Genomic DNA, 14111 nt, shown 5'->3' with positions numbered 1-14111 from the left:
TGCTCAGACGTCGCTAGTGGTGTACCTCGTCTTTGAGGGCGGCGCGGCCAGCAACGGAGGCAACTGCGTCACCTTGCCTTCGCCGGCGCGAAACGCGCGGTAGGCCTCGTCGGCGTCCACCGTCTCCCACTCTTCGTAGATGATCCAGTGGGCTTCGTCTTCCTCATCGATCCAGACGTCGGTCCGGAGATTTCCCTCGAATGCCCGGGTGGTCTCCAGCGTCCGGCCCATCAGCTCGCGTCCCGCGCCGACCTCGTCGGGCTTGAACTTCAGTTCCAGTAGCACGATGACCGTCATCGTCGTCTCCTCGTATCGTCACTGTGTGCTGCTCGCCGCGAGCACACTGTTGAACCTACGGTCGACCCACTTGGCGAACTGCGGCGCCTCCGGAATCTGGTCGGCGGCCGCGAACAAGTCGGCGAGCCGTTGCTCGGCTGCTACCACCTTGTCGTCGAGGGGGACCGGTAGTCGTAGCAGGTGACTCTGGGCGAGTTCGGCGATCTTGAGGTCCAGGCCGACGGCTTTGGCGTACTTTTTCGCCCACTCCGACGGGTTCTCGCGCGCCCACTGCGCCGCCTTCTGGTAGCGGACCAGCAGGTCGGCCAGCGCGGCGTTGCGTTTTGGATCGGTCAGTGCCCGAATGGAGGCGCTGCCGAACTGGTAGCCGTTCTCGGCGATCCCGATATTGCGCACCTTCAGCGTGAGAGTGGCTTGCGACGTGTAGGGCTCCCAGATGACCCAGGCATCGCCCTGCCCGTTGGCGAACGCCGACAGCGCGTCGGCGGGTTGCAAGAAGACCAGTTTGACGTCTTTTGCCTTCAGCCCGACGTCGGCGAGATGCTCGAGCACGTTGGCATGCGCGGCGCTGCCCTTGGCCACCAGGATCGTCTTGCCCTTCAGGTCGGGAACCGAGGCGATCGAAGACCCCGCGCGCACCAAGATCTGCTCGCCGGTCTGGGCGCCGTCCCAGACCGAAACCACCCGGGTCTTGGAGTTGGCCGCGGCGCCGAAGACCGGTGGCGTATTGCCGGTGACCGCGAAATCGATCTTGCCCGCGGTCAGGGCCTCGATCTGTGGGGGGCCCGAGGTGAATGTCGAAAACGCGATCCGGTACGGCAAATTGTCGAGGGCGTTGGCCGCACGCAGTAGCGCTTCGGTGCCGCCCTTTTGGTCACCGACTTGCAGGGTCACCCCGGACAGCTCCGCCACCGGGACCGGGGCCGGCACTGCGATCACTTGCGGCCCCAAAGACCGCGACACGCATGCCGGCACGCCGACCGCGAGCACCAGCACGAGGGCGGCGCGAACCGCGATGCGGTGCGGGGCAATCAAAGCCGAACGCCGAGCTTGTCGAGAAGGTCGGCACGGTATTGGTCGTGCTGGGCGGTGCGCTCCGACGCGGCGGGACGCGGTGCTTCGATCTCGACGGAGTGGGCAACGCGGCCATCCTCGAGGACCAGTACCCGGTCGGCCAGGTCGATGGCCTCGTCGACGTCATGCGTGACCAGCAGCACGCCGAACCCGTGATGGCGCCACAAGTCGAGCAGCAACGCACGCATGGAAAGCCGGGTGAGTGCGTCCAGTGCCCCGAACGGCTCGTCGAGCAGCAGCAGCTGGGGCTCGGCCACGAGTGCTCGTGCCAGCGAAACACGTTGTGCCTGACCGCCGGACAGCGTCAGCGGCCATGCCGAGGCATGGTCGGTAAGCCCGATCTCGCTGAGCGCTCGTTCGGACCGCTCCCGCGCCGCGTCCTGCGAGAGGCTGGTGCGATTGAGGCCGTAGCGCACGTTGGTCAGCACGTCGCGCCACGGGAAGAGGCGCGGCTCCTGGAAGGCGACCGCCGGCGCACCGGCGACCTCGCGATCACCGGTGTGGTCGGGGGAGAGTCCCGCCAGCACCCGCAATACGGTCGACTTGCCGCACCCGCTGCGGCCCACCAGCGCGACGATTTCGTTGGTGCGGATCTCGAGGGAGATGCCGTGGAGAACCTGCCGGGAGCCATACCACTTGTCGATGTTGGTGAGCCTGCCGACGACGGCGGTTTGTCGTTCGGATGTCACTGTCATGTGCGGTACCTCAGGGCTCGATGTTCAAGCGCGCGGACGATGGCATCGGTCCCGATGCCCAGCAGTGCGTAGATGACCAGGCAGAAGATGATGATGTCGATGCGCAGGAAGTCGCGGGCATTGTTGATCAGGAATCCAATGCCTTTGTCCGCGTTGATCTGTTCGGCGACGATCAGCGTCAGCCACGCGATCGCCAGCGACTGCCGCAGCCCGACCAGCACCTGCGGTGCCGCACTGGGCAAGATAATGGTGCGCAGTCGCTGCCATAGCGAAAAGCCAAGAACGTCAGCGGTTTCCAGTAGTTTGGGATCGACCTGTTTGATCGCGGACACGGTATTGAGGTACAGCGGAAAACTGACACCAAGCGCGACCAGTAGGACCTTCGGCAGTTCGCCGATGCCGAACCACAGGATGAACAAGGGAATCAAGCCCAGGTGCGGTAGCGCGCGCACCATCTGTAGAGGCGGGTCGACGGTCGCCTCGAACCACCGCGACAACCCGACAACCACACCCAGGGCAACGCCGACCACGCCGCCGAGGAGAAGGCCCTCGACCACACGAAGCCCGGACACTTCCAGCGCTTCGACGAGCTTGCCGTTTCGGATCAGCTGTAGGCCGGCATCGAAGATCAGCTGTGGAGCCGGCAACACGTCCTGAGGGATCAAGCCGGTGGCGCTGAGAAGTTGCCACAGCCCCAACAGCACCAGGGGCGACGAGATGCGGATGATCGCCCAGCGGCGCTGCTTGCGGGGCCTCGCGGCCGCGAATGCCGGCGCAGATACGACGGCCGTCTCGGCGGGAGTGCTGACCATTGTTCGCAAAACCTTTGGGGGAGCGGGCGGGCGCTAACGGGTTACCAGCGGCATCGTCCGTGCCGAGGGTAGGTCGATCGGGCTCCCGGGATAAAGAGTTTGGCTCCGTGTGACGGGAACACGGCCTAAGCCGCCGACGTGGGCCGGCAACCAGGCTCCGGTACCGATGCCGGCAATGAGAATGCCGTTTCCACTTTTCGGAAGGCTGTTATACGGTTCAGTGAGCACAATTCTGTTCAACCGACGGAGGACCCCTCGATGCAGAAGGCACTCGCTCCCGAGATCTCAACCTGGCCTGACGAGAACCCGCAGCTGATCGGCAGTCGCTGCGGTGATTGCGGTGCCACCACCTTCCCGGTACAGCAGCGGTGCCCGCGATGCAGCGGCGGAGCGATGAGCGACGTGCTGTTGCCGCGCAGCGGAACACTGGTGGCCTGGACGACCCAGGGCTTCCCGCCCGGGGCCCCCTACGCCGGCCCGACCGGAAACGACTTCGTCCCCTTCGGCGTGGGCCTGGTCCAGCTCGGCTCGGGAGAAGACGCGGTGATCCGCGTCGAGGGGCGGCTCACCGAGAACGACCCGGCCAAGCTCCAGTTCGGCCAGGAGGTCGAGCTCACCATGCTGCCCCTTACCACCGACGCCGACGGCAACGAGATCATCACGTTCGCCTTCCAGCCGGTCTAGAAAGAAGGAGCCTGAGATGACTAACGACGTAGCCATCATCGGCGTCGGCCTGCACCCCTTCGGCAGGTTCGACAAGACCGCGATGCAGATGGGCGCCGAGGCCATCCAAACCGCGCTCACCGATGCCGGCGTGGGATGGAAAGACATCCAATTCGGTTTCGGGGGCAGCCACGAAGTGTCCAATCCGGACGCGGTGACCCGCTTGGTCGGGCTGACCGGCATCACCTTCACCAATGTCTTCAACGCCTGTGCCACCGCGGCCAGCGCCATTCAGCAAACCGCCGACACCATCCGGTTGGGCAAGTACGACATCGGCATCGCCATCGGCCTGGACAAGCACCCGCGCGGAGCGTTCACCGACGACCCCGCCAAGCTGGCGCTGCCGCAGTGGTACGCGCAGAACGGGCAGTTCGTCACCACCAAGTTCTTCGGGATGAAGGCCAACAAGTACCTGCACGACCACAACATCTCCCAGGAGACCCTGGCGCGGGTGGCCAACAAGAACTTCCGTAACGGCGCGCTGAACCCGAATGCCTTCCGCCGCAAGGAGATCTCCGTCGAGGAGATCCTCAACTCGACCGTCCTCAACTACCCGTTGACGCAGTACATGTTCTGCGCACCCGACGAGGGCGCCGCGGCCGTCATCATGTGCCGCGCCGACATCGCGCACAAGTACACCGACAAGCCGGTCTACGTGCGCGCCTGCGAGATCCGCACCCGCACGTTCGGTGCCTATGAGGTGCATGCCACCTTCGCGCCGCTCGACGAGGACGCCTCCCCGACGGTGTACGCGTCCAAGGCAGCCTACGAAGCCGCGGGCATCGGGCCCGAGGACGTCGACGTCGCCCAACTGCAGGACACCGACGCGGGCAACGAGGTCATCCACATGGCCGAGACCGGTCTATGCGCCGACGGTGAGCAGGAGAAGCTGCTGGCCGACGGCGCCACCGAGATCCACGGCTCGATGCCGGTGAACACCGACGGCGGCCTGATCGCCAACGGCGAGCCGATCGGTGCATCGGGGCTGCGGCAGGTGCACGAGCTGGTGCGTCAGCTGCGTGGCGAGGCCGGGGAGCGTCAGGTGCCCGGCAACCCGCGGGTCGGATTGGCACAGGTGTACGGTGCTCCCGGCACCGCGTCGGCGACGATCCTGTCGCTCTAGCCTGCCTGATTGCCCTAGATTGCCGGTCCCAGAAGGTCGTCCGCGTCGCGGATGATGTATCCATAGCCCTGCTCGGCCAGGAAGCGTTGCCGGTGCGCGGCGTATTCGGCGTCCAGGCTGTCACGGGCCACCACGGAATAGAAGATGGCGCCGCCACCGTCGGCCTTGGGCCGCAGTAGCCGGCCAAGCCGTTGAGCCTCCTCTTGACGCGAGCCGAACGTCCCCGAAACCTGCACCGCCACTGAGGCTTCGGGCAAGTCGATGGAGAAGTTGGCGACCTTGGACACCACCAGCGTCGATATTTCGCCGGTGCGGAAGGACTCGAACAACGCCTCGCGCTCCTTCGTCTTGGTGGAGCCCTGGATCACCGGCGCGTTCAGCTCGGCGCCGAGCTCGTCGAGCTGGTCGAGGTAGGCGCCGATCACCAGGGTCTGCTCTCCGGGGTGCTTCGCCAGAATCGACTTCACCACAGCGATTTTGGTGTGCACCGTCGAGCACAGCTTGTAACGCTCTTCGGGTTCGGCGGTGGCGTAGATCATTCGCTCGTTGTCGGTCATCGTGACCCGGACTTCGACACACTCCGCCGGCGCGATCCAGCCCTGCGCCTCGATGTCCTTCCACGGGGCGTCGTAGCGTTTCGGGCCGATCAGCGAGAACACGTCACCCTCGCGGCCGTCTTCGCGGATCAACGTTGCGGTCAGGCCGAGCCGTCGCTTGGACTGTAGGTCGGCGGTCATCCGGAAGACCGGCGCGGGTAACAGATGCACCTCGTCGTAGATGATCAGTCCCCAGTCGCGGCTGTCGAAGAGTTCCAGATGGCGGTATTCGCCCTTACTGCGGCGGGTGACCATCTGGTACGTCGAGATGGTGATGGGCCGGATTTCCTTGCGTTCGCCGGAGTATTCGCCGATTTCCTCTTCGGTCAGTGAGGTGCGCGCGATGAGCTCGCGTTTCCATTGCCGGGCAGCGACGATGTTGGTGACCAAGATCAGCGTCGTCGCACTGGCTTTCGCCATCGCGGCCGCGCCGACCAACGTCTTGCCCGCGCCACAGGGGAGAACCACCACCCCGGAGCCGCCCGCCCAGAAGGAGTCGGTGGCAAGCCGCTGGTAGTCGCGTAGTTCCCAGCCGTCGGGCTCCAGGCTGATCGGATGCGCCTCGCCGTCGACATAGCCGGCGAGATCCTCGGCGGGCCAACCGATCTTGAGCAGCATCTGCTTGACCCGGCCGCGCTCGCTGCCGTGGACGACCACGGTGTCGTCGTCGATCCGCGCGCCCAGCATCGGCGCGATCTTCTTGTTGCGCAGCACCTCTTCGAGCACCGCGCGGTCCAGGCTGACCAGAGTGAGGCCATGCACCGGGCTCTTGACCAGTTGCAGCCGGCCGTAGCGGGCCATGGTGTCGACGATGTCGACCAGCAACGGCTGCGGCACCGCGTAACGCGAGAAGCTGACCAGCGCGTCGACCACCTGCTCGGCGTCATGGCCGGCGGCGCGGGCGTTCCACAGCGCCAGCGGCGTGATGCGATAGGTGTGCACGTGTTCGGGTGCGCGTTCCAACTCTGCGAAGGGCGCGATGGCGGCGCGCGCCGCGTCAGCCTGCTCGTGTTCGACTTCGAGCAGCACCGTCTTGTCGGACTGCACGATCAATGGTCCGTCAGTCATGTCATCCATTATCGGTCGTCGGCCGACACCACCGACGTGATGCGGTGGATCGCGAAGTCCCGCAGCCGTCCCGACGCCGAATCAAACGCCACCAGCTGTCCGCCCCGAACGGCGATCGGCGACACCATCCGCTGGCTGGCCACGCCCGCGGCGTCGAGGTAGCCGATCAGCAGTGTGTCTTGCGACTTTGCCGCGTCAACCAGCAGCGACATCGCGACCGCCGGGTCGACACGGCTAGTGCCGAATGGCACCGTGGTCACCTTGCGCAGCACCGAGACCACCGCGTTCAGTGTCTCGCTGTTTTGCCGCTGCGCCGCGCGGTAGGGCCGCCGCTGCGCAGGCGTGGGCACCCGGGCCCGCCGCGGCCGGACGTCGACGATGGCTCCGGTGGAATCTTCGGCGGCCGGGGCGAAGCCCGCGGCCCGAAGCGCGGAGAGCAGCTCGGCGATCGGGGCGGGGGACACGGCCACCGTCGGGGCCAGCGCCCGCAGCTGCAGGTCCTCGCCTGCCGCTACGGCCTGGGCCAGCAGCGCCGGGTCTTCGCAACGCACGAACGATGCGGCCATGCCGATACGGAGTTGGCCGTGCCGACGTGCAACATCGTCGATGAGATACGTAAGTCCTTGTGGCACAGGAGTTTTAGAGTGATCGGCGAAAAACTTGTGCATCCAGTCGCGGGTTTTGCCGACATCGAGGGCGTGCCGGATCGACTGTTCGCTGATGCGGTACACCATCGCCGCGCCGGCAGATTCGACGTTGGCCACGGTTGCCAGTTCGTCGGCGAGATCGCGTTGCAGCGGTCCGGGCACCACGACGGTCAGATCGGCCTGCATCAAGAAGTGGTCGATTGGTTTGGGCAGCGCCCGCGCCATGGCGTCCACCGTGGCGGAGAAGTCGACGGTTTCCTCCAGCAACGCGCGGCCGGGAGTGCTGATCGCCCCGCGGCCCACCAGGCCCAAAGCGTGGCTTTCGGCCAGCAGATCGGCCACCGGCCCGGGTTGCAGGCGCCTGGTCCAGCGCGGACGCCGCCAGATCAGCGCCGCCGACGCCGTGGCCGCGTCGACTCCGGCGCCGACGGGCAGGTCGGCGAGGACGCCCAGCAGCAGCCTGCGATCCAGCGGCGCCGCCGTTGAGTAGAGCGAATCCGACAGGGCCGCATACGGTTTGCCGTCCGGGCCGCGGCCGCCGATCAGCGCAGGGCGGCCCGGGAGGTCGAGCCAAGCGCTGGCCAGCAGGTGCCAACGCTCGGCCGCGGACATCGCGGCGAAGCGGTCAGCGGCCACCGTCGGCGCCCAGTACAGGCCGTCACCGTTTTCCGGTTCGGGATCGGGCGTACCGCTGGCGATCAACCCCGCCGCCGCCGCGACCTCGAGAACCAGGCCCAAACGAGCCTCGTCCACGCCGGTGGCTTTGGCCAACCGCTTGACTTCCCGGACTCCAAGACCGCCGCTGCGCAGTTCGGAAACTGGTGTGCTGCCGAGGTTTTCCAGCAGCACGTCGAATTCGCGCAGTAGGTCGATCACGGCTCCCGCCGCCGCGGCGTCGACGTCGTCCGGTGTGGTGGTCGACACCACCGGGTCGGGTGCCGTCAGCTGCATCGGGCCGGGCTGCTCGCCGCGTAGCACCTGCGCGACGTGGCGGGGCAGGATCACCGTCTCGGCGTCGACTCGTCGCAGCAGACCCAATGCCAGCAGCTGCGGCACCGGCCGATCCGGCGGCGCGCCGGGCGCGGCGTCCCGGGTGCGCCCCATGGGAGATCCTTCGAGCAGCTTGGTCAGGACTTCCTGCTGTGCCTCGTTGAGCCCGTCGATCAGCTCCGAAATCTGTTCACCGGTGCGTGAAGCGTCCTCGAGCGTCACCTGTCCCGGATGCCAGGGCAACGCCATGCCGGTGTCGGCGGCCAACCGCGTCGCCGCATCTCCCCAGACCAGGGCGCGCCGCCGTAGGTCGTCGAGCGCGTCGATCACGTCGGCCTCGGGAGCGCGATCGCCGATGAGCGCCAGCAGCTTGGCGGTCGGCACCGCAGCGGTATCCGCATGCAGCACCAGCAGCGCGTCGAGTACCGCCAGCCGGAGGAAGTCGAGCTCGTCGGTGGCAGCCTTGACCGACTGTCGGGCCCCGGCGCGCGCGGCCAGGGCCGCGATGTTGCCGGGTGGCGGCTGGGCAAGGTCCGGCCGTAGTTCCAGCAGTTGGATCAGCCGCTCGTCGGGCAAGTCGGCCAGCCAGGACCCCAGCGGGATATCCGGGGTGTTGTCGGTCATCGCTGACCAGCGTAAAGCAGCTTGCGGATGCTCAGGCAACGGTGCGGGCGGTCCAACCCCGCCCCGCTGCTTGTGGGAAGAGCTCAGCAAGCCAACTAGCGTCACGCGCGCGGGCGCAACCTGTCAGAATGGACGGCGTGGCTGATATTGCTGAGGGCGAAGCGGGCAAAACCAGGTACGTCGACAACGGCTGGCCGACGACGGACCCAGACGACCACGCGGTGAGCGAGCTGGTAACCGATCGCACGGGTGCGCTATCGCCGTTTGGCGACGTGGTGTTCCCCGTCGAGTCCGACCACCTGCCCTACGTCCACCCGGTCACGGTCATCAACCGGTAGGTATCGCCGGGATGGCAGGGGTATCCCGCCCGGGCGCGCTGTCGCATCTCGACGAGCGAGGCGCGGCACACATGGTCGACGTCACCGAAAAGGGAGCCACCAAGCGCACCGCCGTCGCCGCGGGTACGTTACGGACCTCCGCGCAAGTGGTGGCGCTGATCTCCACCGGCGGGCTGCCCAAGGGTGATGCGTTGGCTACCGCGCGGGTGGCGGGCATTCTGGCGGCGAAGCGCACCAGCGACCTGATCCCGCTGTGCCACCAGCTCGCGCTCACCGGGGTCGACGTCGATTTGACCGTCGGTGAGGCGGATATCGAGATCGTCGCGACGGTGCGCAGCACCGACCGTACGGGTGTGGAGATGGAGGCGCTGACGGCCGTCAGCGTGGCCGCGCTTACGCTCTACGACATGATCAAGGCGGTTGACCCGGCGGCCCGTATCGATGACGTCCGAGTGCTCCGCAAAGACGGCGGCAAAGCCGGAAGCTGGGTGCGCTGATGGGCACTCGATTCGCACGCATCATCATCGCCTCCACTCGGGCCTCGGACGGTGTGTACACCGACGAATGCGGGCCGATCATCGCTGAATGGCTTGAGCAGCATGGGTTTTCGGCTGCGGATCCGGAAGTGGTCGCCGACGGGAACCCGGTTGGCGAGGCACTGCGGGGCGCGCTCGACGACGATGTCGACGTGATCCTGAGCTCGGGTGGCACCGGCATCTCGCCGACCGACACCACCCCGGATCAGACCGTCGCGGTGGTGGACTACCTGATTCCCGGCCTGGCCGACGCGATTCGCCACTCCGGGCTGCCGAAGGTGCCGACTTCCGTGCTGTCGCGCGGAGTGTGCGGTGTGGCCGGACGGACCTTGATCGTCAACCTGCCGGGTTCGCCCGGCGGTGTACGAGACGGGCTGGGGGTGCTTGCCGACGTGCTCGACCATGCCCTCGACCAGATCGCCGGCAAAGACCACGAGCGATGACGGTCGTCCTGCGCGCCGCGATGACGGAGCAGCAGATCTCGCTAGCCGAGCATGAAGAACTGGTAAGCCATCGGTCGGCCGGAGCAATCGTCGGCTTCGTCGGAATGATTCGCGACCACGACGAGGGGCGCCGGGTGGTGCGGCTGGAGTACTCGGCGCATCCGTCGGCCACGCAGGTGATGGCGGCCGTGGTGGCCGAGGTTGCCGAGGCCTCCGGCGGTGTGCGTGCGGTCGCCGCCAGCCACCGGACCGGCGCGCTGCACATCGGCGAGGTGGCACTGGTGGCCGCGGTCGCCGCCGATCACCGGCAGGAAGCGTTCGCCACCTGCGCCCTGCTGGTCGACACCATCAAGGCACGGCTACCGGTCTGGAAACACCAGTTCTTCGACGACGGAACCGACGAATGGGTGGGGTCGGCTTAGCGCCTCGGACTCAACGCCGCGTCAGTTGACGGGCGCGGGCTGCGCCAGCGAGTCCAGGGCGTCGTTTCCGTTGACGTCTTGGCCGCGGATCGCGTCCCACAGTTGCTGCGTGTAGCCGACCTTGCTGGCCTGCTGTGGTTCGCCGGGGGCGTCTGCGGGGGGCAGCGTGTCGGCGGGGGGCACGACGTCAGCGGGCGGCGGGGCGTCGGCGGGCGGCGCCGGCGGCAGAGCATCCGCGGGCGGCGGCGCGTCGACCGGCGGTGCCGGGGGCATGGCATCCGCGGGCGGCGCCGGCGGCAGCAGGTCTGCGGGCGGGGCGGGAGGCACATCCGCGGGGGGCGGAGCCGGTTGGTCGAAGGAGGCCAGCTGCACCGGCGCGGGCGGTTCAGCCGGCGGCGGGGGAGGCGGGGGAGGAGCGTCCGGCGGAGGAGCGTCGGCCGGCGGCGGGGCCAGTGGTCCCGGGTCGCCGTTGAGTCCCGGCACATCCAAGCCCGCGGGTGTCGGAAGCACCTCGCGCGGGGTGGGACCCGACAGCGGGCCTCCGCACACCGGCCACGCACCGCGACCCTGGGTCGCGAGCACGCGCTCGGCGACGGCGATCTGTTGTTCCCGGGTGGCTAGCTGAGCTGTCGGGGCGTATTCGCGGCCGCCGTGGGAGGCCCAGGTACCGGCGTTGAACTGAACGCCGCCGTAGTAACCGTTGCCGGTGTTGATTCCCCAGTTGCCGCCGGATTCGCAACGGGCTACCTGATCCCATTCGCCATCCGTGGCCGCGGCTGCTTGACCAGCCAGGGCGATGCTGCCGCCACCAAGTACCGCCCCGGTAAAGGCGATCTTGGCGACGCTGATGTTGGATGTCGTGGGCTTACGGTGACGTCCGCTCATGCGTGCGCGAAGTTTCCTCTCTACTGCACGCCTACGAGGTCAGCTGTCGGGTTCGGGTTGGAGAGGCCACCCGGCCGACGTCATTTCGCGAGAGCCGACGCCGGCTTCACCCCAAGGAGCCGCAAGCGACTCCAGTCCGATCACGGTGGACCGGTGGGTCCCCCGTCTCCATCCACGTACGGTGTCCCCCGCCCACTGGATGGAGCTCGGCGCGACGGGTAGGGGAGGAACGCCACCGGGTCTAGCTGGCGAACCTCCGGAGACGGTAGCCGGTTCTGTTGACCGCGTCACTTCTTACGAAACTCGGCGTTTCCCGCCCGGACATCTTCGAAAGCCGCAGGAACACCTAGGATTTGCGCAGGTCGTAGGGCCCGATATCGGGCCGTGTCCGCGCCGTTATCATTCCGTTACGTGAGCTATCTCACAAAATTAGCCGCCAGCGAAGGGGGGTAACACGTCGATCGTGTTACCCGAGCGCAACGCTTTGGTTTCGTCGCGAACCGCGATGCCGTCGCAGAGATAGGAGCATCGGTTCAACACGGTTGCGAGTCGGATACCCGAAGTGGCGAGTCTTTTAACCAATTCGGCCACCGTGGTGCCTGGAGGCAGGAGGACCGTTTCGGCTTCGGCTCCGGCGGCCGCGCGTGCGGCGGCGAAGTAGCGAATGGTCACCCGGATGCCGTCCGTGTCGACGGGGAGCTCAGCCACCGATCGCGCTCATCGGTCGGTCGGGCTGGGTGAAGTTCGGGTCGTTGATGCCGTGGCCGGCGGGTTTGGCCCACATGGCGGCGCGCCAAGCCGCCTCGATCGCGTCGTCGGTCGCACCGCCGCGCAGCAGGCCTCGCAGGTCGGTCTCGTCGGCGGAGAACAAGCAGCTGCGGATCTGGCCATCGGCCGTCAGTCGGGTGCGGTCGCAGGTGGCGCAGAACGCGTGCGACACCGAGGCGATCACACCGAACCTTGCGGCCGGCGTATCCGGGCCGGTGTCGACCAGCCACAGCTCGGCCGGCGCCGAACCGCGCGGTGCCGGGTCCGGGCGCAGCCGGAAGTGCGGGCGCAGCGCCGCCAGCACGTCGTCGGCCGTCAACGCCGCCTCGCGGCGCCACTGGTGGCCGGCGTCCAGCGGCATCTGCTCGATGATCCGCAACTGGTAGCCGTGTTCGAGGCAGAACCCCAGCAGCTCAACGACATCCTCGCGACCGGTGGCGGGATCCAGCACCGCGTTCACTTTGACCGGCGTCAGGCCGGCGGCCTTGGCGGCGGCCAGACCGGCCAGCACGTCGGCGAGCCGGTCCCGGCGCGTGATCGCCGCGAAGCGATCCCGGTTCACGGTGTCCAGCGAAATGTTGACCCGGTCGAGCCCCGCCGCGGCCAGCCCCTCGGCCCGTCGCGCCAGCCCGACCGCGTTGGTGGTCAGCGAGATCTCCGGACGAGGACGCAATCCGGCGGCCGTGGCGATCACCTCCTCGAGGTGGCGCGACAACAGCGGCTCACCGCCGGTGAACCGCACGCTGGTGACATCCAGCCGGGTCACGGCGATGTGCATCAGCCTGGCCAGCTCTTCGGGGCTCAGCAGCTGCGTGCCGGGCAGCCAATCCAGGCCTTCGGCCGGCATGCAGTAGCTACACCGCAGATTGCAGCGATCGGTCAGCGACACCCGCAGATCGGTGGCGGCCCTGCCGTACGTGTCGAGCAGCGGGCCATCCGTCGGCATTCCCCCGACGCGGGCGGCGCCGCCGTCGGGGACCGTGAGGCTCGGCACTGCCGGAACCCCCAGTGCGGTCAGCGTCATGCCGGCACCCGTGCGAATGGGGCCTGCGACCCGACCGGGACGATCTCCTTGCCCAGCGGCATCAGTGACACCGGGATCAGTTTGAGGTTGGCCACCGCCAGGGGAATCCCGATGATCGTGACCGCCATCGCTGCCGCACTCACCAGATGACCGATCGCCAACCAGATGCCGAACAGCAGCACCCAGATGACATTCCCGATCAGGGCGCCGGTACCGGCCGTCGGCTTGTCGATGATCGTCCGGCCGAATGGCCATAACGCGTAGGAAGCGATCCGCAGTGAGGCGAACCCGAACGGAATCGTAATGATGAGCAAGAAGCTAATCAGCGCCGCGGCCAGGTATCCGACGGCCATCCAGAGGCCGCCGAATACGAGCCAGATTATGTTCAGAACCAGGCGCATATCTCCTCCAGCAGTACTGCCAGCGTAGCGAGTCGCGAGGAATCGGGGGTGCTTGCCAGGCAATCACCCGAGTAGGATCTGAATCCGCATCGCGTCCTGCACAGGCGGGACGCTTCTTGTATCCATTCCTAGTTATTTCTTCAGACAAGCAGGTGAGACCAGTGCCGACCGGCAAGGTTAAGTGGTACGACGCCGAAAAAGGGTTCGGCTTCCTGTCGCAGGAAGACGGTGAGGACGTCTACGTCCGCTCGTCGGCGTTGCCCGCGGGTGTCGAGGGCCTCAAGGCAGGGCAGAAGGTGGAATTCGGCTTGGCTTCCGGCCGACGCGGACCGCAGGCGTTGAGTCTCAAGCTGATCGATCCACCGCCCACCCTGGCCAAGACGCGCCGCGAGACACCCGTCGAGCACAAACACAGCCCCGATGAACTGCACGGCATGGTCGAGGACATGATCACGCTGCTGGAGAGCACCGTGCAGCCCGAGTTGCGCAAGGGTCGGTACCCGGACCGCAAGGTGGCTCGTCGCGTCTCCGAAGTTGTCAAGGCGGTGGCCCGGGAGCTCGACGCCTAACTCCGCAGTCGAGCACGGAGTACTGCGTCCCAGTTTGGGTACTCACTCGTCGCGATAGTCGTGTAGCGAGGAGGCT

At 67.2% G+C, this 14111-nt stretch carries 17 protein-coding genes and 1 riboswitch; of the genes, 7 read left to right on the top strand and 10 right to left on the bottom strand.

Going from position 1 to position 14111, the window contains the following annotated elements; translation table 11 throughout:
* Positions 1-3: 3 nt before the first annotated feature.
* The 4 genes from OK015_RS25700 to OK015_RS25685 are packed head-to-tail and all read right to left on the bottom strand — an operon-like array spanning position 4 to position 2878.
* Positions 4-297 carry a putative quinol monooxygenase gene (locus OK015_RS25700; RefSeq protein ID WP_268127378.1) on the bottom strand — a complete coding sequence of 98 codons (294 nt, stop codon included), beginning with the start codon at positions 295-297 and terminating at the stop codon, positions 4-6.
* Between the two features lie 18 nt (positions 298-315).
* The gene (locus tag OK015_RS25695; RefSeq protein ID WP_442791163.1) at positions 316-1332 is read right to left on the bottom strand and encodes an ABC transporter substrate-binding protein; all 1017 of its coding nucleotides are present in this window, start codon (positions 1330-1332) and stop codon (positions 316-318) included.
* A complete protein-coding gene (locus OK015_RS25690; RefSeq protein WP_268127376.1) occupies positions 1329-2066 on the bottom strand; it encodes an ABC transporter ATP-binding protein in 738 nt (245 codons plus the stop codon). Before OK015_RS25690 ends, OK015_RS25695 begins: the two co-directional genes overlap by 4 nt.
* Entirely contained in the window at positions 2063-2878 is an 816-nt protein-coding gene (locus tag OK015_RS25685) for an ABC transporter permease (RefSeq protein WP_268127374.1), read from the bottom strand. Before OK015_RS25685 ends, OK015_RS25690 begins: the two co-directional genes overlap by 4 nt.
* Positions 2879-3136: 258 nt before the next feature.
* Here OK015_RS25685 and OK015_RS25680 point away from each other — a divergent pair, with 258 nt between their 5' ends.
* Positions 3137-3562 (top strand): Zn-ribbon domain-containing OB-fold protein, encoded by a 426-nt coding sequence (locus OK015_RS25680; RefSeq protein WP_268127372.1) that lies wholly within the window; start codon positions 3137-3139, stop codon positions 3560-3562.
* A gap of 16 nt (positions 3563-3578) precedes the next feature.
* Positions 3579-4724: a thiolase family protein gene (locus OK015_RS25675; protein WP_268127370.1), complete on the top strand. Its 1146-nt coding sequence runs from the start codon at positions 3579-3581 to the stop codon at positions 4722-4724.
* A gap of 14 nt (positions 4725-4738) precedes the next feature.
* Here the strand turns inward: OK015_RS25675 and OK015_RS25670 are convergent, their stop codons facing one another.
* Positions 4739-6388 (bottom strand): DNA repair helicase XPB, encoded by a 1650-nt coding sequence (locus OK015_RS25670; RefSeq protein ID WP_268127369.1) that lies wholly within the window; start codon positions 6386-6388, stop codon positions 4739-4741.
* A gap of 8 nt (positions 6389-6396) precedes the next feature.
* Entirely contained in the window at positions 6397-8649 is a 2253-nt protein-coding gene (locus OK015_RS25665) for a helicase-associated domain-containing protein (protein WP_268127368.1), read from the bottom strand.
* Between the two features lie 137 nt (positions 8650-8786).
* On the opposite strand from OK015_RS25665, the gene OK015_RS25660 reads away from it, so the two are divergent.
* The 4 genes from OK015_RS25660 to OK015_RS25645 are packed head-to-tail and all read left to right on the top strand — an operon-like array spanning position 8787 to position 10388.
* On the top strand, positions 8787-8987 hold the full coding sequence (locus tag OK015_RS25660) for a hypothetical protein (protein ID WP_268127366.1): 201 nt from the start codon (positions 8787-8789) through the stop codon (positions 8985-8987).
* Between the two features lie 11 nt (positions 8988-8998).
* A complete protein-coding gene (gene moaC / locus OK015_RS25655; protein ID WP_442791162.1) occupies positions 8999-9484 on the top strand; it encodes a cyclic pyranopterin monophosphate synthase MoaC in 486 nt (161 codons plus the stop codon).
* Positions 9484-9966: a MogA/MoaB family molybdenum cofactor biosynthesis protein gene (locus OK015_RS25650; RefSeq protein WP_268127365.1), complete on the top strand. Its 483-nt coding sequence runs from the start codon at positions 9484-9486 to the stop codon at positions 9964-9966. The genes moaC and OK015_RS25650 overlap by 1 nt, the downstream gene beginning before the upstream one ends.
* Positions 9963-10388, top strand: a complete 426-nt coding sequence (locus tag OK015_RS25645; protein ID WP_268127362.1) for a molybdenum cofactor biosynthesis protein MoaE — start codon at positions 9963-9965, stop codon at positions 10386-10388. Before OK015_RS25650 ends, OK015_RS25645 begins: the two co-directional genes overlap by 4 nt.
* A 21-nt stretch (positions 10389-10409) precedes the next feature.
* Here the strand turns inward: OK015_RS25645 and OK015_RS25640 are convergent, their stop codons facing one another.
* From OK015_RS25640 to OK015_RS25625, 4 genes are all read right to left on the bottom strand, one after another.
* Positions 10410-11273 carry a transglycosylase family protein gene (locus OK015_RS25640; RefSeq protein ID WP_268127358.1) on the bottom strand — a complete coding sequence of 288 codons (864 nt, stop codon included), beginning with the start codon at positions 11271-11273 and terminating at the stop codon, positions 10410-10412.
* A gap of 11 nt (positions 11274-11284) precedes the next feature.
* Positions 11285-11495, bottom strand: a riboswitch (cyclic di-AMP (ydaO/yuaA leader).
* 207 nt (positions 11496-11702) lie between these two features.
* Positions 11703-11981, bottom strand: a complete 279-nt coding sequence (locus OK015_RS25635; RefSeq protein WP_268127356.1) for a MoaD/ThiS family protein — start codon at positions 11979-11981, stop codon at positions 11703-11705.
* Positions 11974-13065 (bottom strand): GTP 3',8-cyclase MoaA, encoded by a 1092-nt coding sequence (gene moaA, locus OK015_RS25630; RefSeq protein ID WP_268127354.1) that lies wholly within the window; start codon positions 13063-13065, stop codon positions 11974-11976. The genes OK015_RS25635 and moaA overlap by 8 nt, the downstream gene beginning before the upstream one ends.
* Entirely contained in the window at positions 13062-13466 is a 405-nt protein-coding gene (locus tag OK015_RS25625; RefSeq protein ID WP_268127353.1) for a YccF domain-containing protein, read from the bottom strand. Before OK015_RS25625 ends, moaA begins: the two co-directional genes overlap by 4 nt.
* Before the next feature lie 161 nt (positions 13467-13627).
* Here OK015_RS25625 and OK015_RS25620 point away from each other — a divergent pair, with 161 nt between their 5' ends.
* Entirely contained in the window at positions 13628-14035 is a 408-nt protein-coding gene (locus OK015_RS25620; protein ID WP_268127350.1) for a cold-shock protein, read from the top strand.
* Positions 14036-14111: the final 76 nt, after the last annotated feature.

It is taken from the genome of Mycobacterium sp. Aquia_216 (assembly GCF_026723865.1).
In the GTDB taxonomy this organism is placed as follows: domain Bacteria; phylum Actinomycetota; class Actinomycetes; order Mycobacteriales; family Mycobacteriaceae; genus Mycobacterium.
This window is presented reverse-complemented; position numbering and strand designations above follow the sequence as displayed.